24 protein-coding genes are annotated in these 25,946 nt (G+C 34.7%); 4 read left to right on the top strand and 20 right to left on the bottom strand.

Going from position 1 to position 25,946, the window contains the following annotated elements; all coding sequences use genetic code 11:
• Positions 1-19 precede the first annotated feature (19 nt).
• Positions 20-985 carry an MraY family glycosyltransferase gene (locus EUBELI_RS09840; protein ID WP_012740259.1) on the top strand — a complete coding sequence of 322 codons (966 nt, stop codon included), beginning with the start codon at positions 20-22 and terminating at the stop codon, positions 983-985.
• Positions 986-1,032: 47 nt separating this feature from the next.
• On the opposite strand, the gene EUBELI_RS09845 is transcribed toward EUBELI_RS09840, so the two are convergent.
• The 6 genes from EUBELI_RS09845 to EUBELI_RS13735 form a co-directional block, all read right to left on the bottom strand.
• Positions 1,033-2,001: a 3'-5' exonuclease gene (locus tag EUBELI_RS09845; RefSeq protein WP_041688330.1), complete on the bottom strand. Its 969-nt coding sequence runs from the start codon at positions 1,999-2,001 to the stop codon at positions 1,033-1,035.
• A 124-nt stretch (positions 2,002-2,125) separates the two neighbouring features.
• Entirely contained in the window at positions 2,126-2,440 is a 315-nt protein-coding gene (locus tag EUBELI_RS14685; RefSeq protein ID WP_330360206.1) for a diguanylate cyclase domain-containing protein, read from the bottom strand.
• Positions 2,335-2,898, bottom strand: coding sequence for a hypothetical protein (locus EUBELI_RS14690; protein WP_012740262.1), 564 nt, complete (start codon positions 2,896-2,898; stop codon positions 2,335-2,337). The genes EUBELI_RS14685 and EUBELI_RS14690 overlap by 106 nt, the downstream gene beginning before the upstream one ends.
• Positions 2,899-3,294: 396 nt before the next feature.
• Entirely contained in the window at positions 3,295-5,364 is a 2,070-nt protein-coding gene (locus tag EUBELI_RS09855) for a methyl-accepting chemotaxis protein (protein ID WP_041688332.1), read from the bottom strand.
• 148 nt (positions 5,365-5,512) lie between these two features.
• Positions 5,513-6,436, bottom strand: a complete 924-nt coding sequence (locus EUBELI_RS09860) for a DUF3881 family protein (protein WP_012740264.1) — start codon at positions 6,434-6,436, stop codon at positions 5,513-5,515.
• A 16-nt stretch (positions 6,437-6,452) separates the two neighbouring features.
• The gene (locus EUBELI_RS13735; RefSeq protein WP_165437547.1) at positions 6,453-7,541 is read right to left on the bottom strand and encodes an HD-GYP domain-containing protein; all 1,089 of its coding nucleotides are present in this window, start codon (positions 7,539-7,541) and stop codon (positions 6,453-6,455) included.
• A gap of 174 nt (positions 7,542-7,715) precedes the next feature.
• Here EUBELI_RS13735 and adhE point away from each other — a divergent pair, with 174 nt between their 5' ends.
• Both adhE and EUBELI_RS09875 read left to right on the top strand, forming a co-directional pair.
• Complete coding sequence (gene adhE / locus EUBELI_RS09870; RefSeq protein ID WP_012740266.1) at positions 7,716-10,331, top strand: bifunctional acetaldehyde-CoA/alcohol dehydrogenase; 2,616 nt, start codon at positions 7,716-7,718, stop codon at positions 10,329-10,331.
• A gap of 36 nt (positions 10,332-10,367) precedes the next feature.
• Positions 10,368-11,135: a phosphotransferase gene (locus EUBELI_RS09875; protein ID WP_012740267.1), complete on the top strand. Its 768-nt coding sequence runs from the start codon at positions 10,368-10,370 to the stop codon at positions 11,133-11,135.
• Positions 11,136-11,281: 146 nt separating this feature from the next.
• Here EUBELI_RS09875 and serS read toward each other — a convergent pair whose 3' ends face one another.
• From serS to EUBELI_RS13740, 6 genes are all read right to left on the bottom strand, one after another.
• Positions 11,282-12,571 (bottom strand): serine--tRNA ligase, encoded by a 1,290-nt coding sequence (gene serS, locus EUBELI_RS09880; RefSeq protein ID WP_012740268.1) that lies wholly within the window; start codon positions 12,569-12,571, stop codon positions 11,282-11,284.
• 86 nt (positions 12,572-12,657) lie between these two features.
• Positions 12,658-13,215, bottom strand: coding sequence for a DUF4446 family protein (locus EUBELI_RS09885; RefSeq protein ID WP_012740269.1), 558 nt, complete (start codon positions 13,213-13,215; stop codon positions 12,658-12,660).
• Between the two features lie 53 nt (positions 13,216-13,268).
• A complete protein-coding gene (locus EUBELI_RS09890) occupies positions 13,269-14,204 on the bottom strand; it encodes a ParB/RepB/Spo0J family partition protein (RefSeq protein WP_012740270.1) in 936 nt (311 codons plus the stop codon).
• Positions 14,205-14,221: 17 nt separating this feature from the next.
• Complete coding sequence (locus tag EUBELI_RS09895) at positions 14,222-14,986, bottom strand: ParA family protein (RefSeq protein ID WP_041688334.1); 765 nt, start codon at positions 14,984-14,986, stop codon at positions 14,222-14,224.
• Positions 14,987-15,197: 211 nt separating this feature from the next.
• The gene (locus EUBELI_RS09900) at positions 15,198-15,842 is read right to left on the bottom strand and encodes a response regulator (RefSeq protein ID WP_012740272.1); all 645 of its coding nucleotides are present in this window, start codon (positions 15,840-15,842) and stop codon (positions 15,198-15,200) included.
• A 13-nt stretch (positions 15,843-15,855) separates the two neighbouring features.
• Positions 15,856-16,872 carry a sensor histidine kinase gene (locus EUBELI_RS13740; RefSeq protein ID WP_012740273.1) on the bottom strand — a complete coding sequence of 339 codons (1,017 nt, stop codon included), beginning with the start codon at positions 16,870-16,872 and terminating at the stop codon, positions 15,856-15,858.
• Positions 16,873-17,159: 287 nt separating this feature from the next.
• Here EUBELI_RS13740 and EUBELI_RS09910 point away from each other — a divergent pair, with 287 nt between their 5' ends.
• Positions 17,160-18,101 (top strand): alpha/beta fold hydrolase, encoded by a 942-nt coding sequence (locus tag EUBELI_RS09910; protein WP_012740274.1) that lies wholly within the window; start codon positions 17,160-17,162, stop codon positions 18,099-18,101.
• A 147-nt stretch (positions 18,102-18,248) separates the two neighbouring features.
• Here EUBELI_RS09910 and rsmG read toward each other — a convergent pair whose 3' ends face one another.
• The 8 genes from rsmG to rpmH all read right to left on the bottom strand — a co-directional run bounded on the left by rsmG (position 18,249) and on the right by rpmH (position 25,433).
• Positions 18,249-18,971 (bottom strand): 16S rRNA (guanine(527)-N(7))-methyltransferase RsmG, encoded by a 723-nt coding sequence (rsmG, locus tag EUBELI_RS09915; RefSeq protein ID WP_012740275.1) that lies wholly within the window; start codon positions 18,969-18,971, stop codon positions 18,249-18,251.
• Between the two features lie 20 nt (positions 18,972-18,991).
• On the bottom strand, positions 18,992-20,875 hold the full coding sequence (mnmG, locus tag EUBELI_RS09920; protein WP_012740276.1) for a tRNA uridine-5-carboxymethylaminomethyl(34) synthesis enzyme MnmG: 1,884 nt from the start codon (positions 20,873-20,875) through the stop codon (positions 18,992-18,994).
• 24 nt (positions 20,876-20,899) lie between these two features.
• A complete protein-coding gene (gene mnmE, locus EUBELI_RS09925; RefSeq protein WP_012740277.1) occupies positions 20,900-22,279 on the bottom strand; it encodes a tRNA uridine-5-carboxymethylaminomethyl(34) synthesis GTPase MnmE in 1,380 nt (459 codons plus the stop codon).
• A 61-nt stretch (positions 22,280-22,340) separates the two neighbouring features.
• Positions 22,341-23,249: an RNA-binding cell elongation regulator Jag/EloR gene (jag, locus tag EUBELI_RS09930; RefSeq protein WP_012740278.1), complete on the bottom strand. Its 909-nt coding sequence runs from the start codon at positions 23,247-23,249 to the stop codon at positions 22,341-22,343.
• A 13-nt stretch (positions 23,250-23,262) separates the two neighbouring features.
• Complete coding sequence (locus EUBELI_RS09935) at positions 23,263-24,501, bottom strand: YidC/Oxa1 family membrane protein insertase (RefSeq protein WP_165437548.1); 1,239 nt, start codon at positions 24,499-24,501, stop codon at positions 23,263-23,265.
• A gap of 45 nt (positions 24,502-24,546) precedes the next feature.
• Complete coding sequence (gene yidD, locus EUBELI_RS09940; protein ID WP_012740280.1) at positions 24,547-24,828, bottom strand: membrane protein insertion efficiency factor YidD; 282 nt, start codon at positions 24,826-24,828, stop codon at positions 24,547-24,549.
• A gap of 13 nt (positions 24,829-24,841) precedes the next feature.
• Positions 24,842-25,189, bottom strand: a complete 348-nt coding sequence (gene rnpA / locus EUBELI_RS09945) for a ribonuclease P protein component (protein ID WP_041688336.1) — start codon at positions 25,187-25,189, stop codon at positions 24,842-24,844.
• Between the two features lie 109 nt (positions 25,190-25,298).
• Positions 25,299-25,433 (bottom strand): 50S ribosomal protein L34, encoded by a 135-nt coding sequence (rpmH, locus tag EUBELI_RS09950; protein WP_012740282.1) that lies wholly within the window; start codon positions 25,431-25,433, stop codon positions 25,299-25,301.
• Between the last annotated feature and the right edge of the window lie 513 nt (positions 25,434-25,946).

A 25,946-nucleotide genomic window follows, 5' to 3' on the forward strand; every position in this document is an offset into this window, starting at 1 on the left:
AAAGGAGTATTAAATTCTTATGATATACTATATTGTTAACGAAAGTTTCACCAACATCATAGCATTTGTAAGCATTTTATTTGCCTTCGCATTTACAATAGCTGCAATTGCTCTTGGCAAGAATCTTCTTCCAAGAGATGCCGGAAGAGCTTATGCCATTAACGGAAGTAAATCAGTTGGAAAGCCAAGAGGTGCCGGCATGATTTTCATTCTTACATTCACAGTCACATGTGCATTATTCGTAAACTTAAGCGCCGAGCTTATCATTTATCTTATACTTGTGCTTGCCGCAATGCTCAGCGGATACCTTGATGACAGTGCTTCATCACCATGGGGTAATTTAAAGAAAGGTCTTATTGACCTTGCAATATCAGTTATGGCAGCTGTCACTTACCTGCATTACAACCCTAACACATTTGACCTTGCATTCTTTGGAAAGACAGTAACTCTTAATCCAATCATATATGCAATACTTATTATTATACTTATATGGGTAAGTATCAATGTTACTAACTGTTCAGATGGTGTTGACGGCTTATGCGGTACACTCTCTGTTGTAACACTTGCCTCAGTGTATGTACTTTTTAAGTCATTTAATATTGAATCAGCTTACAGACACACCGTTCTTATTATGATTGTGTGTATCCTCGGCTACCTGTGGTTCAACGCATCACCAAGCAAGTTGCTTATGGGTGACGCCGGTTCGAGAGCAATAGGAATATTTATAGCATTTACATTCCTCAAGCTCCATGCACCGCTGCTTTATATTCCAATGGCACTTGTAATTATTCTCGATGGCGGACTTGGTCTTATCAAGGTTTCTTTCATGAGATTTCTTCACATCAACTTAATGAAGAACCTTCGTACACCAATCCACGACCATATGAGAAAGAATAAAGACTGGTCAGATACGCAGGTTGTTTTCAGATTCACAATTATCCAGGTGATTCTTGGTCTTGCAGTAATATATGGATTAATGTTCTGATATTAAATATATTAAAATGGCATGTCAGTTGGATTTCTGACATGCCATTATTTCTGTTCTGAGAGTTTCTCAGCCTGACGCCGCCTGCGTCTGTGTTCCCTCTCTTTTATCTGCTTTTCATATATCTTAAGTGCGCCCTTTTCATCCGTGTGCTTCATAATTCTGACTGCATAATATCTGCCTTCTTCGGTCTGTTTAACTCTGAAACGCCCCTTTATAAGCCCATGTTCATCACACGTAAACAAGCCGTAATAGCATTTCGAATTAGTAGCAAACCACTTAACCGTTCTTGTCATAGTCCTGCCACATAAAAAACATTTGCAGGAACGTACAGTTCTGTCGCTTGCAGCCTTGTCCCTTGTAGCAAATCCCTTTGAAATATACTTCTCATAAGTTCCAAAGTTAAGATATACCTCGTCCTTTCTTGACTCTGGAATTGTAAATGTGTCTATACTGCAGAACTTCTTAACTCTGTCGAAATCCAGCTTCTTCATTATCTTAGCTGTGTACCTTGCATCACTCATTGCTGAATGATAATGCTCATCACCCTTGATTCCCTGCTCATCGATTGCAGATTTAAGATTCATGCGTGTCTTGCCATCTGAAAAATTAATACTGTAAAGTTTCTGAAGATCAAGATACAGAAGCGGCTTTGGAAAATTCTCCGGAACATCATAGAACTTCATATTCCTTCTTAATTCAGTAATATCCATGCTTCCCCATGTAACAAATGTATAATCATCACCGCACCATTCAAGAAATTCAGTTACACCCGATACGAAATCCGTTCCGTTAGCAAGGTCATTTTCTGTTATTCCTAGTATCTTCCTGACTGTATTCTGCAGCTTTGTATACACCTGTGGCTTAATGGTACACTGCCACTCATCTACAATATCAAGCTTCTCATTAACCTTCGCCGCGCCTATCTGTATAATCTCAAAAGGAAAATGATCCTCAGAAAATTGTTTTCCCTTGGCACTCTGATTCCACTCAAGATCCATAACAATATAATTCATAAACATTTTCCTCTGTTACTTATTCTAATCTCGTGATATCTACATATAAAAGCAAACATATTATAGCGTGTATGCGGGCGTATGTCGATAATAATTTATAAGATATTAATTTTTGAGTTATTAATCACATTTTCATTTCTTTTTTTCGCTGATACATCTCCTCATCTGCACGCTCTCGGACTCTTTCCAGTTCCATATCATCAACTGTAAAAACAGCATAACCACAGGCAATTCCCACTTCTGTTGGAATAATTCTCTTATTGTTCAAAACATCTACATCATGATAAAGCTTTCTTATTACACGCTCTATGTCTACACTCTTTCCCTTTGGTATTATACAACAAAACTCATCGCCGCCAATGCGGTAACACTTACCATAACGCTCAAATATATAGTAATATATAATCCTACCAATAAAATAACTACGCTTATAATAAATGCTGGCATAGCTTTTCGAAGCAATCTCATATATATATCATTGCCTCCACCGATATAGAATTCCTGTTTCTGGCCTTCAACCTCCTTATAACAAGGTGAAATCTCTATTTGAAGTCTGTCCACATCAGATGGAAGCTTTACAAAATTCCATGTCCATCCCGGGGTATTTCCCCATATACTTCGTTTATTACTAAGTCTGTAAATTTCTTCTCCTTGTGCATATACATTTATTCTCTGATGTGAAGAATAAAATACTATTGAACCTATATCCTGTCCATATGATTGTAAATTAAAATCATATTGTGTTTTTCCATCCTCTGTTATACTTACTGCTTCTGGAATGCAAGTTGTCAAAGTTTTTTCAGAAACTGCATCACTAAATGTGAAAACACTACATAAAAACATCATAATAATCGCAGCTATTACTGTGCCAATTAATATCCCCTGTTCCCTTTTCATGTTATACCCCTTACCCTATATCTCCATCTTTTTAATTTTATCATGTACAATGATTTTTTTCCATATATTGATTTCTTTAAGCAATAATTCTTTATAATACACTGTAATCACACACTAAAATATGTAATATAAAAAAGCAGCAACAATTCTCATCGCCACTGCTTGTCACTTCTTAATATAAATGTTCCCACCCAGAGTCGAACTGGGGATTGAGACTTAGGAGGTCCCCGTTATATCCACTTAACTATGAGAACAACTTGGCTAAACACCAAAAGAGATTTTATCACAAAACATCAGCAAGGTCAATGATACCCTGAGATTAAAAAGAAGCTGCCACCTGGCGATTACAATCGCCGAGTGGCAGCTTCCATAAACACATTTATCGGATTAGTTTAATTATTGCAACTTGAACTTATCAATAGCTTCCTTAAGAGCCTCTGCGATATTATCAAGTTCAACTGTAAATTCATTAAGGTCGTGCATTGTCTGCTCAACATCAACGGCTGATGCTGTAACCTCTTCAGAAGCTGCTGCGGTCTCAGTTGCTACTGCTGCAACATCTTCCATCTTGCTTACAACATTACTTCTATTAGTATCCATAGCTTCATTGAGCTGTGTAATGTTATCAAGACCTTCCTTAAGTCCGTTAACTGAATCAGAAATTGTATTAAACAGTTCCTTAGCATCCTTAATAGAAACATTCTGTTCCTCTATAATACCAACTGACTCATCCATTGTCTGCTCAACCTGCTGTGACTTAATAGTAATCTCATTAACAATCTCCTTAATCTCATCTGTTGACTGCTGTGACTGTTCAGCAAGCTTTCTTATCTCATCAGCAACGACTGCGAATCCTTTACCGCTCTCTCCTGCTCTTGCTGCCTCGATAGAAGCATTAAGTGATAACAGGTTAGTCTGCTCTGTAATTTCTGTAATGGCATCTGATATGAAATTAATCTTCTCTATACTGCTTACCATCTCAGATACAACTGCTTTAGAAATCTTAGAGTTATCAATTGAACGCTGTCCCTTAGTAATAAGTTCATCAACAATTGTAAGTCCCTTATTACTTAACTTCTGTGTTTCAACAGACATATCACTGATATCAGTTACATAAGCCTTAGTTTCCTTTAATCTGTCTGCAAGATTTTCTACTTCCTGTGTTGCTGTCTGTGTACTGTCTGCCTGACCTGATGCACCAACTGCAACACTCTGTATAGCCTCTGAAACCTGACCTACTGTCTCTGTAGTAGACTTAGATACTCCTGCAATCTTAGCAGATGCATCTACTATAACTCCACTCTTTTCCTCAACACCCTTAATAAGAACTGCCATGTTCTCAACCATGTTGTTAAAGTTATTCTCAAGGTCTCCAAACTCATTCTTCTTCTTTACATCAATTCTATCTGTTAAATCACCACCCGCAACATCCTTCATATGTCCAGAAACCTTCTTAATCTCCTTAGTCATAGAAGCTGTAACTGCAAGTGCAATACCAATTCCAATAACAAATGCGATAATACTGAATATAACAGTATTGCTAATCATCTTATTAGTTGTAGCAGATGTTTCTTTAGAACTGATAAAACCAACAAGTGTCCATCCTGTAACAGCATCCTTAGATGTTACTACATGTACCTTTTCACCATTAATGTTTTCATCAAATGAAAATGCTTTATCATAATCATTCTCTGTAAGACCTTTAACTGTACTCCAGCAATTCAGTCCTGATACTGAATCTGTTACATACTTGTTATTATCATTATTAACAAGTATATTACCATCTTCATCTGCAAGGACAACAAATCCTGTATTAAGAAGTCCGATACCCTGTACAAAATCTGTAATCTCAGAAAAATCAATATGCATACCCACAATACCATAATTCGTTCCGTCTGAATGCTTAATTTCCTGTGAAACAGTAATTATTGTCTTATCAAAATCCTTGCTGTAATATGGCTTTGAAAAATAAGCATAAATGCTGTTTCTTGCCTTAAGACCTTTACAATCTGTGTACCATACTTCCTTAGTTCTGTCTACACCTTTCTCAAGGCCACCCTTACTAAGTGTTTTTCCGGTCTCAGGGTTATATTCTCCCCAACCTGTAATCTCAAGATTAGTATTAGTAGCAAAGAAAGCTCTTTCTGCACCATTAGTAACCTTTACTGATGCAATAAGAGAATCTCTTACTGCCTTAACATTATCATCTAAAGTTCCCTGATCCTCAAGATGCTTTACTTCATTCTTTCTTGTAAGCAGGTCTACCGGCTGCGACAGAGTCTTAAGATATGTAGTAAACTGATTCTGTGCTTCATTCAAAGTCTGCTCACTTGTTACCTTCATGTTATTTTCCATTGAAGACGAAGTTGTTGTAATTGAACTTACCATAAGCATTACAATAGGAATTGTAATGGCAACAACGAAAAATAAAACAAGCTGAAAGCCTAATTTTCTGAAAAACTTCATAGCTTTCCCTCCTCGTTTATAATTAATAATATTTAGTTGACATTTCCGATTTCTTACATGCCTTGTATTATAATACCACATTTGTAAAAAAATGTAAATTTCTATATTAAATACAATTTATTATGAAAGCATATATTTAACAACAATATCAGTCAGTAAATCTTACATTTCCCTGAAGCCATATCTGTCCTTTGAATCTGCGGCCTACGGCTGGTTCTCCAAGCAGATGTTCCTTATTAACTGCTGTAGTTATAATAAGACTGTTACATTCAAGAACCATAATATATATCTTCTCACCAGTGTATATATTCTCCTCTTCACGCAGTTCAAGAATCTCTCCTATGACGGAATACTGGTCACATTCTACACCGCATGGCATAAATGTTGAGTCTACTATAGTAAATATATCTTCCTTCATGACACGGTTAGAAAGTTCATTGTATGTATCAATATCTTCAATTGTAAGGCTCTCAATTGCATCCTCATCTCCATTCTTTGCAGCCTGAATTAGATTCTTTCTTGCAATTTCATCCTGTCTGCTTTTCTTAGAATTTCTTTCTTTTCTCACTGGAAGCATAATAATTCCACCAAGAGAAAGCCCTGTAAGTGCAACCTTTTTGTTCTTAATCGGAACCTTTGTTATATCATTCTTAATATCAGGATCAAAATCAGGTATCTTAAAATCTTTTCCACTATATAGATACTCAAGATAATCCATAACATTCTGAAGATAGAATATAAGCGTAACTCCTGTCTTTAATTCATCACATATTACTGCATATGACTCCTTATCAAGATGTCTTTCAATTGTCATTTCCTCATTTTCACTTAAATTCTTTCCCACTACAAATGGAAAATAATACTCATATTTAAAAGTATTCTTTTCATATCTTCCATACACATACAAACCCGTTGAATTGCTAAGGCGCAAGATAATAACGCCACGATCTAATTTCTCGTGGCGTATCACAAATCCTTCTTTTATACTTTCTTTAATTCCTGTTTTAATAAATTTTTCTTCAGCCCTGGATGTCATATTATTAAATCCAAGCGCTCTTATATATAAATTCATATATTACTCCGATACTCTATTCTGTATCAACTATAAATATAGTAAGTTTCTTTAATAAATTATGCTCTACATTATCTGTATAAGGTGTTCCATCAGCATGCTGAGTCATTCTTATAACCGGTCTGTCAGCAGCTTCCTTATTCTGCCTGATAACAATACCTTTACCGCCATCACTTGTATAAACAGTACATCCAACAGGATATGCTGCCACAGAATCCAGAAACTTCGCTGCGATTGTAGAATCATACTTAATTCCCGCATGAACCTTTATGTACTCAATTGCTTCATAAATCTTCATTCTTTCACTTCCGATACCACTTATCATGCTATCGAAATCATCACAGATAGAAACAAGCTTAACTTCCGGCTTAAGTCTTTCTCCTTTATGCTGGAATGGATATCCTGAACCATCTATTCTTTCATGATGAAAAAGGACTATTTCCTTAGCCACATCCGGAAGCCATGCTTCATCCTGTAATGAGCTATAGCCAAATATTGTATGCTTCTTATACTCAACAACATCCTTAGGTGTCATATTTTCTTCATTAACATTAACATAAGGAACATTGATATATCTTAACCCAATATCATGAAGTATTGCACCCATTGATACATTATGAACCTGCTTGTCACTCATCTTAAGCCTTAGTGCCATAATTGTAGATAATGCACATACATTTATACAATGAGTGTACATATCCGTGCTTACATTCCTGATTTCTGTTATATTATTAACCACTTCCGGCTCAGCAAGCACAGAATCCAGTATTCTCTGTGCTTCCTCAACAATGACCTTTAGTTCTTCGTTATGTTTATAAATGTGTTTTTCTAGTATTCTCTTAACTACCTGCCTTGAATTCTTTGCAGTTTCTTCCAGCTTATATGGATATTCCTCTTCTACATTACCGGACGATGTGTTTTCTGTTAAAATTCCTTCTTGTTCATCCTTTATATATACAGTTCTTGTTCCAAGATTCCTGATTCTGCTAATAAGTTCTGTTGTCATAGGAACATCAGCATGAATAAGTACCGCGTCAGCCTGCGATAATATAGGAAGGGCTAATATATCATTTTCTCTAAGATTATCAACACTTACCTGCTTCATAATGCGCTCCATTCTTAATTAAACATTATTCAACCCCTGTTACTATAGGTAAAAGATAGCATATTTTAATTAATATTACAATGAATATTGACTTATAATTATATTAGTGTTATATTGACATTGTTAAATTATTATCAATCAATATTACACGAATCAATTTATGGAGGAAATGTTATGTCAAAGAATTTAACTGAGAATTACCCAATTGTTGACACAGTCGAAGCTCTTGAAGAAAGACTTGCAGGTGTACGTGAGGCACAGCGCATCTTTGCAACCTATACACAGGAGCAGGTAGATAAGATATTTACTGCTGCTGCACTTGCTGCCAATAAAGCAAGAATCCCTCTTGCAAAGCTTGCAGTTGAAGAAACTGGTATGGGAATTGTAGAAGATAAGGTTATCAAGAATCATTATGCTTCAGAATACATTTATAATGCTTACAGAAATACTAAGACATGTGGTGTTATTGAAGAGGATAAGGCATATGGAATTAAAAAAGTTGCTGAACCTATTGGCGTTGTTGCAGCCGTAATCCCTACAACTAATCCAACTTCAACAGCTATTTTCAAAACTCTTATTTCACTTAAGACTAGAAATGGTATTATCATAAGCCCACATCCACGAGCTAAGAAATCAACAATTGCAGCGGCTAAGATTGTTCTTGAAGCTGCTGTTGCAGCAGGTGCCCCAGCGGGAATCATTGGCTGGATAGATGTTCCTTCACTTGAACTTACAGATACACTTATGAAGGAAGCTGACATTATCCTGGCTACCGGAGGACCTGGAATGGTTAAGGCTGCTTACTCTTCTGGAAAGCCTGCACTTGGTGTAGGTGCCGGTAATACTCCTGCTATCATTGATGAATCAGCAGATGTAATACTTGCTGTTAACTCAATTATTCATTCTAAGACATTTGACAATGGTATGATATGTGCTTCTGAACAGTCTGTAATTGTTGACAAGAAGGTTTACAAGGCTGTTAAAGAAGAATTTGCATACAGAGGCTGTTACTTCCTTAATAAGAGCGAGACAGAAAAGGTAAGAAAGACCATTATTATCAATGGTGCCCTTAATGCAAAGATTGTTGGTCAGAAGGCTCACACTATCGCTGCTTTAGCAGGTGTTACTGTTCCTGAAGAAACTAAGATTCTTATCGGTGAGGTAACATCTGTAGACCTTTCAGAAGAATTTGCACATGAAAAGTTATCACCTGTTCTTGCAATGTATAAGGCAGAGGATTTTGAAGATGCTCTTTCAAAAGCTGAACACCTTATTGCTGATGGTGGATTTGGTCATACATCTTCTCTTTATATTAATGTTGAAACACAGGCAGACAAGATTGCTGAATTCTCTGAAAGAATGAAGACATGCCGCTGCCTTATCAATACACCTTCATCTCACGGTGGAATCGGTGACCTCTACAACTTTAAGATGGCTCCTTCTCTTACACTTGGATGCGGCTCATGGGGCGGCAACTCAGTATCTGAGAACGTTGGAGTAAAACATCTGCTTAATGTAAAGACTGTCGCTGAGAGGAGAGAGAATATGCTTTGGTTTAGAGCACCTGAGAAGGTTTACTTTAAGAAGGGCTGCTTACCTGTTGCCCTTGATGAACTTGGAACTGTAATGGGTAAGAAGAAAGCATTTATCGTTACTGACCAGTTCCTTTATAAGAATGGTTATACCAAATGTGTCACAGATAAGTTAGATTCTTTAGGAATTATGCATACTACTTTCTATAATGTAGCACCAGATCCAACACTTGCATGCGCTAAAGAAGGCACCGCAGCCATGAGACTTTTTGAACCTGATGTAATCATTGCAATCGGTGGTGGTTCTGCAATGGATGCTGCCAAGATTATGTGGGTTATGTATGAACATCCTGAGGCAGACTTCCTTGATATGGCTATGCGTTTCATGGATATCAGAAAGAGAATATACACATTCCCTAAGATGGGCGAGAAAGCTTACTTTGTCGCTATCTCAACATCTTCTGGAACAGGTTCAGAGGTAACTCCTTTTGCAGTTATTACTGATGAAACAACCGGTCAGAAATATCCACTTGCTGACTATGAATTACTTCCTAAGATGGCTATTATCGATGCTGACATGCATATGAATCAGCCTAAGGGACTTACAGCAGCTTCTGGTATTGATGCACTTACACATGCACTTGAAGCATACGCTTCCATTATGGCAACAGAATATACAGATGGTCTTGCATTACAGGCTATGAAGAATATATTTGAATATCTTCCAGCAGCTTATGAATTAGGTGCACATGATGCAGTTGCAAGAGAAAAGATGGCAACAGCTTCTACTATGGCTGGTATGGCTTTTGCTAATGCTTTCCTTGGAGTGTGCCACTCACTTGCACATAAACTTGGTGCATATCACCACCTTCCACACGGAATTGCTAATGCCCTTCTTATCACTGATGTAATGAGATTCAATGCTGCAGAGGTTCCAACAAAAATGGGAACATTCTCACAGTATCAGTATCCACATTGCAAAGCACGTTATGTTGAGTGTGCTGACTTCCTCGGAATTCAGGGTAAAGATGATGATGAGAAATTTGAAAACCTCATCAAGGCTATTGAAGAATTAAAGGCAAAGGTAGGAATTAAGAAAACTATTGCAGATTATGGTGTTAAAGAGGAAGACTTCCTTGCAACTCTTGATGAGATGACAGAAGCCGCATTTGATGACCAGTGTACTGGTGCTAACCCAAGATATCCTCTTATGAGTGAAATGAAAGCCATGTACTTAAAGGCTTACTATGGTAAATAATCATCATTATTATTTTAAGAAAGGAAGACATGTCGTATGAAAAAATATTTAGCAAAATCCAAGTTAAAATCAGTATATGTAGAGAACAACAAAGCGATTAAGGTCTTTGATAAGAACTACAACAAGTCAGATGTATTATATGAAGCTCTTAATACTGCAAGAGTTGAGGATGCAGGTGTTAATATTCCAAAACTCTTAGAGGTTGCTGTTACTGACGGTAAATGGTCTATCACAAGTGAATATGTTGAAGGTCCTACTCTTACACAGTTAATTGAAAAATACCCTGACAAGGCAGATGATTATATTAAGAAAATGGTTGAATACCAGATATCTTTCCAGAAGAAGTCTAACCCACTTCTTCTGGTATTAAAGGATAAGATGAACCGCCAGATTAACTCAATTGAACAACTTGATAACAGTGTTAAGTATGAACTTCTTACAAGACTCAATTCCATGAAGAATCATACTAAGCTTTGTCACGGAGACTATTGTCCTGACAATATTATTGTATCTGCAGATGCCAAGGGTAATATCGAAGAAATTACAGCAGTTGACTGGGTACATGCAACACAGGGTAATGCATCTGCCGATATTGCGAATACATTTTTACTTCTTAAATTACAGTTTGGTGACAAGAGTGATATTCCTGAAAAATACATAAGTACTTTCTGTGAATTGACTAATACAAAACGTTCATATGTTAATGAATGGCTTCCATTAGTTGCTGCAGCAAGACTTACTAAGAATAAAGAAGAAGAAAAAGAACTTCTTGAGCAGTGGATAAATGTTGTAGATTTCCAGTAGAGTTTTCAACAGTTTTTAACTTAATTCCCCACAGTTTTCACACAGTTATCCACAAAATTTGTGGATAATATAAAATAAATGTGGATAAAGCATATTCATTTAATATGTTTTATCCACATTTTTTATAATATTATATAATATTCCTATTACTTAACTGGAACTAATTCTGTCTTTCCACCCATGTACATACGGAGTGCTTCTGGAATAAGTACTCTTCCATCTGCCTGAAGGTTGTTCTCAAGAAATGCAATAAGCATTCTTGGAGGTGCAACACATGTGTTGTTAAGAGTATGTGCAAAGTACTTATTCTTGTCCTTACCCTGAACTCTTATCTTAAGTCTTCTAGCCTGAGCATCTCCTAAGTTAGAGCATGAACCAACCTCGAAGTACTTCTTCTGTCTTGGTGACCATGCTTCAACATCGATTGATTTAACCTTAAGATCAGCTAAATCTCCTGAACAGCACTCAAGTGTTCTTACCGGAATATCCATTGTTCTGAAGAAATCTACTGTATTCTTCCATAATTTATCAAACCACATTTTGCTTTCTTCTGGCTTGCAGACAACAATCATTTCCTGTTTCTCGAACTGATGGATTCTATATACACCTCTTTCCTCGATACCGTGAGCACCCTTCTCTTTTCTGAAACATGGAGAATAGCTTGTAAGTGTCTTAGGAAGCTCTTCCTCTGGTGTAATTGTGTCAATAAACTTACCAATCATTGAATGTTCACTTGTTCCGATAAGATAAAGATCTTCACCTTCTATCTTATACATCATGGCATCCATTTCATCAAAGCTCATAACACCAGTAACTACATTACTTCTTATCATATAAGGAGGAATACAATATGTGAATCCTCTGTCAATCATGAAATCTCTTGCATATGAAATAATTGCTGAATGAAGTCTTGCAATATCACCCATAAGGTAATAAAAACCGTTACCAGCAACCTTACCAGCTGCATCCATATCAATTCCGTTGAATCTTTCCATAATATCTGTATGATATGGAACCTCAAAATCAGGAACTACAGGCTCACCAAACTTCTCGATTTCAACATTCTCACTGTCATCTTTACCAATTGGCACACTAGGATCAATGATGTTAGGAATAGTCATCATTATCTTAGTTATTTTCTCATTAAGTTCCTTCTCATCAGCTTCTAATTCAGCAAGCTTTGCAGCATCTGCACTTACCTGTGCCTTAACTGCCTCAGCCTCTTCCTTCTTGCCCTGTGCCATAAGAGCACCTATCTGCTTAGAAAGCTTATTTCTGTTTGCTCTTAATTCATCAGCTTCTGTCTGTGTTGCACGAGCCTTAGCATCAAGCTCAATAACTTCATCTACAAGTGGAAGCTTTCTGTCCTGAAATTTATTCTTAATATTCTGTTTAACAATATCCGGGTTTTCTCTGACAAATTTTAAATCTAACATTACTCCTCATTTCCGTGTCCTATAATTGACACTATTTTATCAAATTTACCAAATGCTATTATGCACCTTTTTTAGTATATTTTCAATTACATTTTATCTTTCTGTACTAAATCATTAACTTCTTTGCTTAATTCTTCGTCTCCCATACGACCTGCCAGTGCCTGATTAACAGCTTTCTCTTCTTCTTTTCCAAGCTCAATATAAGACTTTCCATTAACTATTTCCTTAATATAAGCAAAACAGCCATCATTGCTGTGCATTACATTTACAACATATCCATTGTCTTTCTTATCAAGCATACATAGCGCAAAGCTTAATTTTCCACCCATTTCATGGAATGCATCATACTTATTAACACCAACCTTCTGGAATGTAAGCTGCATCTTTTCATATATATCCTTAATTGCTTCTGTATTAGCCTCACTTGTCTTCTGAAGATTGATAATGTCATCGGTATATTTTCTTACCATTTTCTCCATGCTCTTTCCATCAGAGCCTTCCATCATCATCTCGTATTTTTTCATCATGGATACTGACTTACATATCGCAACAATTGCAAGTACTATAGCAACAACAGTAAGTACCAGAAGTCCTATAACTACATACAGTGTATCCACTTTAAACAAACCAAATACATCTAACATTTTTTTGTAACCTCGTATTTCACAATATTTATTTGATTAATCCTTTAATTTTATTATTCATTAACTTTCTTTAACAGATCGTATATTCTTTCCAGTTCTGCCTGTGAATAATACTGTATTTCTATTTTTCCTTTGTTATTATTTTTGTTCTTAATAACAACCTGTGTTCCCATAATTTTCTTTAACTTTTCTTCGAAATCTCTATAAACAAAATCATTTTCTGGTTTTTTCTTTTCCACAGTTTTATCTAATTTATCAATATTCTTAACAAGCTTTTCAACATCTCTTACACTTAGTTTTTCATCAAATATTTTCAATGCAACCATGTACTGTTTTTCTTTATCTTCAATACCTATTATTGCTCGTGCATGACCGCTGCTTAATTTTCCTTCAATCACCATTTCCTGTACTCTGTCATCAAGTTTTAACAATCTTAATGAATTAGTAATTGCTGTTCTTGACTTAGCTACTTTTTCTGCAACTTCATCCTGCTTCAATCTGTAATCTTTAATGAGCTGTCTGTATGCAAGTGCTTCTTCAATTGGATTCAGGTCTTCTCTCTGAATATTCTCTATAAGAGCTATTTCCATTACTTCCTGCGATGAATAATCTTTTATTATAACTGGAACTTCCTTTACCCCAGCCAGTCTTGCTGCCCTGAATCTTCTTTCACCCGCTATAATCTGATAATTCTTATCCATCTTTTGTACAAGAAGTGGTTGCAAGACACCATACTGCTTTATTGATTCCGAAAGCTCTATAAGAGCATCTTCATCAAATGCTTTTCTTGGCTGATTCTTATTAGGCTCAATCTGTGAAATCTTTAATTTAGTTTCTGTTGGCACGGGAACTTCCTTAACTACTTCCTTTACAACCTCTTTAACTACTACTTTATCCTCATTACCATCATCTTCTGGAATTAAAGCTGCTATTCCCTTTCCTAAACCTCTTGATTTTGATATTTTACTGGTTTTCTTTTCTGTTACCATGCTATCCTCCACTATTATTATTCTTCTCTTCCCATAACTTCTTCAGCTAATAATCTGTAACTTTCTGCTCCTGTTGATTTAGTATCATACAGATTAATTGGTAAACCATGACTTGGTGCTTCAGCTAATCGTATATTTCTTGGTATTATTGTTTTATAAATATTCTGCTTAAGATTATCTTTTACATTTTCTACAACCTGTAATGACAGATTTGTTCTTGAATCATACATTGTAAATACAACACCTTCGAGTTCTAGTTCTGGATTTAATTTCTTTTTAACAAGATTAATTGTATGTATAAGCTGTGTTAATCCTTCCAATGCATAATATTCACACTGAATTGGCACAAGAACCGTATCTGCTGCTGTCATTGCATTAACTGTAAGCATACTGAGTGATGGTGGACAATCAAGTATTATATATTCATATTTTTCTCTTATTTCTGATATACTTTCTTTTAAAGTATATTCACGATTTTCAACATCTATTAAATCAATCTCTGCACCTGCAAGATTCACATTAGATGGTAAAATATCAAGATTTTCAATAACATCTTCTACTATTGCTTCTTTAATATCACATTCTCTTAATATAACTTCATAAACTGTTTTTTCTATTTCTGTCTTAGATAATCCAAATCCACTTGTTGTATTACCCTGCGGATCAATATCTATAACAAGAACTTTTTGTCCAGCTTCAGCCAGACATGCTGAAAGGTTAATTGCTGTTGTAGTTTTACCTACTCCACCTTTTTGATTTGCAATTGCTATTATTCTTCCCACATTACCCTCTTCTTTCACAAAGACAAATGTTTCATGTGAAACATTTATTTATATTATTTTAGTGCTTGTTAATTACTTTTTTATTATAACACACATTTTTAAGTTATGTTAAAAAATTTGAATTTTTTTAATGTTTCATGTGAAACATTATAGATACGATTTAAAATAAAAAAGAGTATAAACTCATCAATTTATACTCTTAATAATTCATTTATTTTATACTTATTATATTATTTTTAATTGCAAATACTGCAGCTTGCGTTCTATCAGATACTCCAATTTTTTTGAAAATATTTGAAACATGATTTTTTACTGTTCTTTCACTTATGTTAAGTGTTGATGCAATTTCTTTATTAAATGCTCCAGATGCAATCATTTTTAAAACCTCCAGTTCTCTTCTTGTTAGCTCTGATACTTTATCCTTTAATACATCTCTCTCTGCAAGACTAGCATTAAGAAGTGGCATAAGACTGGGTTCAATATATGTTTCTCCAGCATAAACAGAAAATATAGCTTTCTTTAATGTATCAAAATTAGAGTCCTTTAGGATATATCCATCACAACCGATATCGATTGCTTTTATTAAATATTCAATTTCATTATGTATTGTCAACACTATAATTTTACATAACATTTTTTGTTGTTTCATTATACTAAGAACCTGAAGTCCATCAAGATTAGGCATATTCAAATCAAGTAAAACAATATTAGGTTTCGTCTTGTTAGTAATATTAAGACACTCATAACCATCTCCTGCCTCGCCAACAACCTTAATCTCAGAATCTATTTCCAATAATTGTTTTAATCCTTCTCTGACCATCTTATGGTCATCGGCCAGTAAAACATTAATTGCCATTGTTAAGTCCTCCTCACCACACTGGAATATTAATTAAAAACTGTGAGCCATTATTATTAGAATATTGTATTGTTCCTTTTAACAATGAAACTCTTTCTTTTAACATAGCCATTCCAAATCCAGAATGTTTATCCCTGTCATATAGTATATTTTCAAAATCAAAGCCACATCCATCATCTTTAAAATTTACTATGATGCAATTGTTTTTCATATCTAATTCTACATTAACATATATATTGGTACATCCTGAATACTTAATTGCATTACTGTTTAACTCATTAATAATTCTAAGTATTGAAATTGTAATTGTTGAATTAATAGTAATATCATCATTATAATTTATAGAATAATCATATATTACATTATCACTTTCTCGGTCAAATTTATCTAACATGTGTGTTAATGCATTTTTAAAGCCTAAATCATCTATACTCATCGGCCGCAGCTGATATATAATATTTCTCAATTCATTTATTGAATCTTTTATTAAATTAATAGAGTTGTTAATTTCTAATTTTCCTCTATTAATATCTTTATCAGCTATTTGATATATAAATTCCTGTTTATGTATTAATGCTGTTAAATTTTGAACAACACTATCATGTATATCTCTTGATATTCTTTGTCTGTCCATTTCAATAATATCAATTAATTTAACAGAATCATTCTGATTTATGTTTAATGTTTCATGTGAAACATTATCTGATACATCTTCCTGTAAAATGTTGTTTAACATTTCAATTTTTTCTGTTACTATTTGTTTTTCTGTAGATAAATCTGATATAAGTTGTAATAAATCAGTTTTCCTGTTTTGAAATGTTTTAATTGTTACATTTGAATTTTCTTTTAAAGAAGTAACTGAATGAAATACATCTTCGGTCCAGTCTTTTTCTTTATTAAATTTTTTAATATTATTATCTATTGTCTTCAATTCAATATTATATGACCGAATTTTACTTTCAATATCATTTAACTTATCTTTTAATAATTTATATTCACTATCAACATATTTTTTACACGAATCAGACATTTTTACCCCATCAATATTTATATACTAGTTTTATATAATAATCATTATACATATAGATATTATTATATAAAACTATGACTAATTAAAACTATTACTTAAAATAATACTCTATTATTTTCAAGAAATAAAGTACTTTTTTACTATTATTTTTTGAAAATAATAAAATTCCCCCAAAAAGTACTAATATTAACTTTAAAAATTAGCATTGCCACACATTAAATAATGACATATAATTATTATAAATATAAGTATGCGAAATTCTTTCAATAAGGAAACGGAGGAATACTATGAATAAATGGCAGAAAATAGGACTGGCAGTAGGTATGGGAGCTGCTGTTGTTACTACAACACATCTGATTAACAGTATAATATTTAAATCATCTACTGCTAATAATTATACCGGTAAAAGAATAAGAAGCAATTATCAGTGGAAGTTCGGCAATATTGCATATGTAACTGCTGGCTCAGGATCTCCACTTTTACTTATACATGACCTTAATTCTTACAGTTCAAGTTATGAATGGGAACAGACTATTAATAGTTTTGCTAAGAATCACAAGGTTTACGCTATTGATTTATTGGGCTGTGGACATTCTGATAAACCTAATCTTACTTATACAACATTTATGTATACACAGCTTATCAATGATTTCGTACTCAATGTTATCCGTTCCAAGACGGATGTTGTTGCTACTGCAGCTTCAACACCAATTGTGATAATGGCTGCATTTAATAATCATGCACTGTTTAATAAGATTATTCTTGTTTCTCCTTTATCAGTTGAAGATGCTCTTAAAGGACCTGATAACTTAAGCGGAATAAGAAGACACATTTTAAATGTTCCAGTTATTGGAACTACTGTATACAACATTCTGTTCAACAGACCATCTCTTAGAAAGCTTCTTTCAAGAACTTTCATGGATGGAAAAATTCCTGCTGATTATATCAACGCATGCCATGAGAATGCACATCTTGGTGATACTTCAGCCAAATATCTTTTTATCAGCACTGAATGTAACTTTACTACTGTTACTATCTCAAAAGCACTTGCTGAGCTTGATAACTGCATATACATGATTAATGGTATGCACAATAATAATGATGTTATTGATGAGTATATACATATTAATCCAGCAATTGAAAATGTTATGATTCAGGATGCGAAGAAGCTTCCACAGGTTGAACAGCCGGCTGAATTCGTAAGACAGGCTGAGATATTCCTTAATTAGTTATCCATTATCAGATATTTTTATGCTATCATGATAATCAACAGTTAATAAAAAATAAACCCATATTATCCACAATATGATGATTTACTAATCATTTTATGTGAATAATATGGGTTTTCTTTATACTATAATGTGTATACAGGCTGCTTACGCAACCGGCTCTTTAGAAGGAAGTCCCGCTTTTCTTGGAAATTTTCCAGATGTAGGCTTAACCTTCTTGATATATACTAAAGAACGGTCAATATCAGTACCCGGAAGCTGAAATTTCTTCACTTCTTCTATTGTTCCACCAAGAACACTTACTGCTTTCTTAGCATTTACCAATTCTTCATCAATATCTCCTGACTTATATGCCACGAAATATCCACCAACCTTTACGAATGGAAGGTTATATTCCACAAGAGTTGCTAAGTTAGCAACAGCTCGTGAGACACTTACATCGAAATGTTCTCTTAAGTCTTTATTTCTTCCACCATCCTCTGCTCTTGAATGAACCGTTTCTATTCCTGTGAGTCCAAGATCTTCTATTACCTGATTAAGAAACTTTACTCTTTTATTAAGGGAATCAAGCAGAACTACATTAAGCTGTGGATATGCTATCTTTAACGGAAGTCCCGGAAAACCAGCACCTGTTCCAACATCAATAAGAGAAATCTCTTTCTTTCCATGTCCGATTTTTTCAATATCTAACACAAGACTGTCAACATAATGTTTCAAAAGAACTTCATCATAATCTGTAATTCCGGTAAGATTCATAAAGCTGTTCCATTCAACCAGCAGCTTATAATACATATCAAACTGCTCGTACTGTCTGTCTGTAAGCTCAACACCTATAGAATTCAGATTATTCTTAAATGTTTCATTTATCATACATTTCTCCTTATCAATGATTAATACTTTCTTCTAAGAGACTCCAGGTAAACAAGAAGCACTGATATATCAGCAGGCGAAACACCCGATATTCTTGAAGCCTGTCCAATTGAACGAGGTCTGAATTTATCAAGCTTCTGCATAGCCTCTTTTCTTAATCCGCTTATTCCTAAGTAATCAAGGCTGTCTGGTATAAGCTTATTTTCAAGTTTTTTAAAATGCTCAACCTGTCTTAACTGTCTGTCTATATATCCCTCGTATTTCAGATTAATATTAACCTGCTCACATACATCCCAAGGCAGCTCTGGTCTGTGCTTATCAATTGGAGCAAGAACATCATATGAAAGCTCCGGTCTTCTTATAAGTTCTGCAAGTGTAGCACCTGTTGTAAGCTCTGTACTTCCGTTATCTGTAAGTACCTTCTGTACTTCGCTTCCAGTTCCTATATTAACTGACTTAACACGCTCAATTTCTTCATCTATAAGCTGAATCTTGCGGGTAAGACGGTTCATTCTTTCTTCGCTTATAAGTCCGACTCTGTAACCATATTTAGTAAGTCTTATATCTGCATTATCCTGTCTTAATATAAGTCTGTACTCTGCACGGCTTGTCATCATTCTGTAAGGCTCTGCTGTCTCCTTAGTTACAAGGTCATCTATAAGAACACCTATATAACTTTCTGAACGGTCAAGTATAAGTGGTTCTTCCTTCTTAACGAAAAGTGCCGCATTGATACCAGCAATAATTCCCTGTGCAGCGGCTTCCTCATATCCTGAGCTTCCGTTAAACTGTCCACCAGCAAATAATCCTTCAATCTTCTTGAATTCAAGAGAAGACTTTAACTGAACAGCGTTAATACAGTCATACTCAATAGCATAAGCATTTCTTACGATTCGGACATTTTCAAGACCAGGAACTGTTCTATACATTGCATACTGCACATCCTCAGGCATTGAGCTGCTCATTCCACCAAGATACATTTCATTAGTATACAAGCCCTCTGGCTCAATGAATACCTGATGCCTGTCTTTGTCTGCAAATCTTACAACCTTATCCTCAATTGATGGACAATATCTTGGGCCTGTTCCGTGGATATCTCCTGAATAAAGAGGTGAACGGTCAAGATTATCCATAATAATCTTGTGTGTCTCTTCATTAGTATATGTAAGCCAGCAGCTTACCTGATCTTTCTGTATGCTCTCAGGGTCTGTTTCAAATGAAAATGGCACAACTCTCTTATCACCGAACTGCTCTGTCATCTTAGAAAAATCCACTGACCTTTTATCAACTCTGGCAGGTGTACCCGTCTTGAATCTTCTCACTTCAATTCCATTATCAATAAGTGACTGTGTAAGATGATTGGCAGCCTGTAATCCATTAGGACCTGTATGATAGCTTACATCACCATATATACATCTTGCCTTAAGATATACTCCTGTACATAAAACAACTGCCTTAGCTATGTATTCCGCACCAGAAACAGTCTTTACACCGCCAATTTTTCCATCATTAACTATAATCTCTGAAACCTCTGCCTGTCTTATATGCAGATGTTCAGTATTCTCAAGAACATTTCTCATTCTTCTGCTATAATCAGACTTGTCAGCCTGTGCGCGGAGCGAATGAACCGCAGGGCCTTTTGATGCATTTAACATCTTTGACTGTATAAATGTAGCATCAATGTTCTTTCCCATCTCTCCACCAAGAGCATCTATTTCTCTTACAAGATGTCCCTTAGAACTTCCTCCTATATTAGGATTACAAGGCATCATTGCTATACTTTCAACGCTTACTGTAAATATAATTGTTTCAAGTCCCATTCTTGCAGCAGCAAGGGCAGCCTCACAACCTGCGTGACCAGCACCTACTACAACTACATCATATTCTTCTCTAATATTAGGCATATTACTTCTCCTTATCAACCTGCATTACTTACCCATACAGAACTTTGAGAAAATTCTGTTGGCGAGGTCATCTTCAATCTCCTCTCCTATTATAAGACCAAGATTCTCATATGCAGCCATTAAATCAATAGTAAGGAAATCTTCACTTACCATGTTATCAATTCCATCAAGTACAAGCTTTAAGCTGTTCTCAGCCTTCTTTAAAAGTTCTTTATGTCTTGTACTTGTAATATATACATCTTCATTAAACTTAACTTCACCGTTAAAGAACATATTCTTAACAGTTTCCTCAAGTTCTTCAATTCCTGTCTCCTGCTTTGCAGATATAGTAACTGTCTCACAATTGATTATTTTCTTAATATCTTCTGCTGTTGTAACCTGTGCAAGATCAGCTTTATTAAGTATTACAAGAACCTTCTTATCCTTGATAAGTTCCATAATCTCGTAGTCATTATCATCAAGTGACCTTGAAGAATCAACCACATATATTACAAGGTCTGCAACTTCTGCAAGCTTCTTAGCCTTATTAACACCAATGCTTTCAACAACATCATCAGTTTTTCTGATTCCTGCAGTATCAATAAGATTAAGAGTAACTCCCGACAGATTAATCATTTCCTCAAGAGTATCTCTTGTAGTTCCTTCTATATCAGTAACTATTGCTCTCTCTTCTCTTGCAAGTACATTAAGCAGGCTTGACTTTCCTGCATTAGTTTTCCCCAAAATGACGGTACGCACGCCATCATGCATAATTCTGCCATTGTCGCATGTTTTTAACAAGTTATCCACATTATTAAGACAGTTTTCCACATCATTTTTAAGGTTATTTACATTAGCATCTATATCAAAATGTTCAGGATCATCAAGTGCAGCTTCAATAAATGCAACATTATTTAATATAATCTCTCTTATGTTCTTAATCTTTTCAGATAACTTACCATCTAACTGATTAACAGATGATTTCAATGCGTAGTCATTCTTTGCATTAATAATATCAATAACAGCCTCCGCCTGTGACAGGTCAATTCTTCCATTAAGAAATGCCCTCTTTGTAAATTCACCAGGCTCTGCAAGCCTTGCTCCAGCGTTAAGTACCGCCTCCAGCACCTTCTTAGTAACAAGAATACCTCCATGACAGTCAATCTCAACAATATTCTCTTTTGTATATGTGTTAGGAGATTTCATTACAATCACAAGTGCTTCATCAATTTCATTCCCGTTATCACATATATTTCCAAAATGTACTGTATGACTCTGCACATTTGCAAGCTTAATATTCTTTTTTGACTTAAAAACTTTATCTCCAATAATTATTGCATCAGGACCGCTTATTCTTACAATACTAATTCCACCGCTTGACACTGTACTTGTAGATATAGCTGCTATTGTATCCTCCATTTCCATCCTCCATATAAAAAATGCTGTGATAATAATACCACAGCATTTAATAAAATCATATATCTAATTATCTGTTATATCTGTTATTATTCTCTCTTTCAAGATAAACAACAACATGTCTGAAAGGTTCTTCACCCTCACTTCTTGTAGAAACAAACTTATCTGCCTGAAGTGCTGAATGGATAATTCTTCTTTCATATGGGTTCATAGGCTCAAGTGAAACAGGTCTTCTGCTTCTCTTAACCTTGTATGCAATGTTCTTAGCAAGAGACTCAAGAGTTTCTTTTCTTCTCTTTCTATAGTTCTCTGTATCTAATTTAACTCTTACATACTTCTCACTGTTCTTGTTAATTACAAGACTTGTAAGATACTGGATAGAATCAAGTGTCTGTCCTCTCTTACCGATAAGAACACCCATGTTATCTCCAGAAAGATCTACATTAACGCTATTTTCTTCATCGTCAAATGTAATATCAGCCTTAACTTCCATGCTCATAGCACCAAACATATTATTAAGGAATGTCTGTATATCCTTCTTAATAACTTCCTTCTGTTCTGCTGTAAATGGCTCTTCCTTAGGCTGTGGCTGTGCTTCAACCTTAGGTGCTTCCTTAACTTCTGCATTCTTGTGATTATCAGCAGGCTTGTGTTCCTTTTTGAACTCTTTCTTAGGTTCAGACTTAAATTCCTTCTTAGGTTCTGCTTTCTTGAAATCATCTGCCTTCTTTTCGAATTTTTTTTCTGCATGAACAGGTGCTTCTGACTTTTTAGGAGTCTCAACAGAATTAACTTCTGGTTCTTCCTGTTTTTCTCTTGCCTTAATCTTAGCAGGCTTAGAATTAAATATTCCTAAAAATCCTGAATTTCCTTTTTCTATAATCTCATAATCAAGCTTATCACTTGGTATACCAAGCTTAGTGCAGGCATTAGTTATAGCTTCTTCAACAGATTTTCCTGTAACTTCAATATATTCCATTACTTAACCCTCTCTATTTTCTTTTATCGTTGACCTCATTGTATCTTGATACCATACCAACCTTATCAGCAAGACTTCCCGGCTTAACTGCCTTACCATTTGCTGCTGCAGATTCCCTTAATTCCTGAATTTTCTTATCATTAGCTTCCTTTTTCTCCTGAAGCTTCTTAGCTCTTTCAGAATTAGCAGAATTCTTATTATTATTTACATTCTTGGTAGTTACAGAAGCTCCCTTGACGATAGTTTCTGCTGGAAGTCCCTTCTTGGCTCTCTTCTTATTACGTTTTTCAACATTCTTTTCTACAATCTTATCTGTTCCAATCTTATCGTAATATCTGTTAATAAAGATAGTCTGGATTGTCTGTATAACAGCAGTCGCAATCCAGTAAACACCAAGACCTGAAGGAAGGCTTATTGCAAGAAATGCTGACATAATCGGCATGAAATAAGTCATCATCTTCATAGATGCTGCTGCTGGATTATCACTGTCAGGCTGCTCCATGCCAGCCTGTGAAACCTTAACAGATATAAACTGTGTAACGCCTGCAAGAATTGGAATTAATATAGCTATATGAAGACCAAAACCTGGATTCTGAGACATGTTAACGCCTAAGAAAGTGTTCATATGGTTAATCTTATCAAGATTCTGTGTAATCATATCAGAAAATGCTGGAAATGCTTCTTTTAACTTAGTCCACTGGTCTGCAGTGAATGAATTAAGTGTTGTTACAGCTGTGCTTGTATTGCTCCAGTCAACAGTCTTTCCGTATATCTCATTAAGAGTATCAGCATATCCTGAAACAGATGAGATACCATCAACACCATTAACTCCAAGTATATTAAGGAAAAGTACCTTAATCTGTGAAATATAAAGAGGTATCTGCTGGAATACTCTGTAAAGTGCAAAAAGAATAGGCATCTGGATAAGAAGCTGAACACAGCTTCCCCACTGTGAAACACCATATTTTTCATAAACAGCCTTAGTTTCTGCCTGCATCTTCTGCATAGCAACAGTATCACTGTTCTTTCCCTTATACTTCTCCTGAATAGCCTTTATTTCCGGGTTCATAACTGACTGTAACTTAGTCATTTTCTGCTGCTTAATCTGTAATGGAAGCATTAACATTTTAACGAGCAGAGTAAAAATAATGATTGCTATTGCAATATTACCAATTCCCATTGCATTAAGACCCTTGAAAAGGATGTCTAAAATGTAACCGAGTAACTGTGCAATTGGCTTAATAATACTCAAATTGTCACCTCCGCATAATATAGCACTATCCATATATTCAGTTGTTTATTGCTTTTTTCTTTTCCCATATCTGCCTACTGGCACAGGATCAAAGCCATAAGCGTTCTTATTAAATGGATTGCACCTTAATATTCTTTTAAGTGCCAACCACCCACCTAAGAAAACTCCATACATTTCAATAGCTTCAATCGCGTATTGCGAACATGTTGGAATAAAGCTGCAGTATTTTCCTCCCTTATAAGGAGATATTGCGAGCTGATATAATCTTATCATCTTAAGAACTATGAACTTGCCCGCATTCTTTAACTTAATCTTTATATCCTTCATATTAACCGCCTGTTTAATCCTGCTTATAAAGCTTATGAAGTTTCAATAAATGAATCATTGATTCCTTAGTTTCGAAAAAACCCTTATCTTTCAAACTGGCTCTGGCTACGACAACATAATCATATCCATCGGGTATACAGTCTGTACTAAGGCGGAATGCCTCTCGTATCAGTCTTGCCAGTCTGTGTCGGACAATACTATTCCCGACCTTCTTACTCACAGATACACCTAATCGTTTAGTATCCGTTCCATTCTCAGAAATATACATAATAAGATTCTTATTAGCAAAAGACTTCTTATTATTGTACACCTTTTTAAATTCCTGATTACTTCTTAATGTTTCAAAATCCTTATATTTCATATCATTCACCATTCTCATTATTAAAATGTAACTTTAATTAAATATTATTATAATCTGAAAAAAGCAGATGAGAAACTCCCATCTGCCAACAAAATCAAGAAAATATTAATTAAGCTGAAAGTTTCTTTCTACCCTTAGCTCTTCTTGCTGATAAAACTTTTCTTCCACCTGCAGTACTCATTCTTGATCTGAATCCATGAACCTTAGATCTCTGTCTGTTCTTTGGCTGAAATGTCATCTTCATAGTCTATGCACCTCCTTCATTACCATTATAGTTTATTATGGTAAGAATATTTTCATATAAAAAATTTCAAAACACAGAACTGATTATATTGTGTAAACATTATAAAGTCAAGAAAAACTTGATATTTACTGTATTTATTTTTAAATATACTAATTATATATAAATAACTTTCAACAGGTTATTAACATAGCTCAAAACTGCATTATTAGGACATTTTCATTAAATATTGTTCAGTATACATTACAGTTATCCACATTTTGTTAATAACTTGTGGATAACTGTTTAAAAAAATGTTATTATTTATTATATTTTTTAAAAAAGTCCCTATTTTCGACATTTTTCGAGTTAATAATGTTTTCCACATAATATATCCATAATTATTTTTCCAGAAAATTATCCACCATTGTAAATTTGCCCATTTTATTGAAATAATTTTATAAATGATATATTATATAAGGGAATGTTTTTAAATGAACAGAAACGCAAATAAGAAGCCAGAAAGGCATAGATTTA

The sequence above is a fragment of the [Eubacterium] eligens ATCC 27750 genome (assembly GCF_000146185.1).
Lineage (GTDB): Bacteria > Bacillota > Clostridia > Lachnospirales > Lachnospiraceae > Lachnospira > Lachnospira eligens.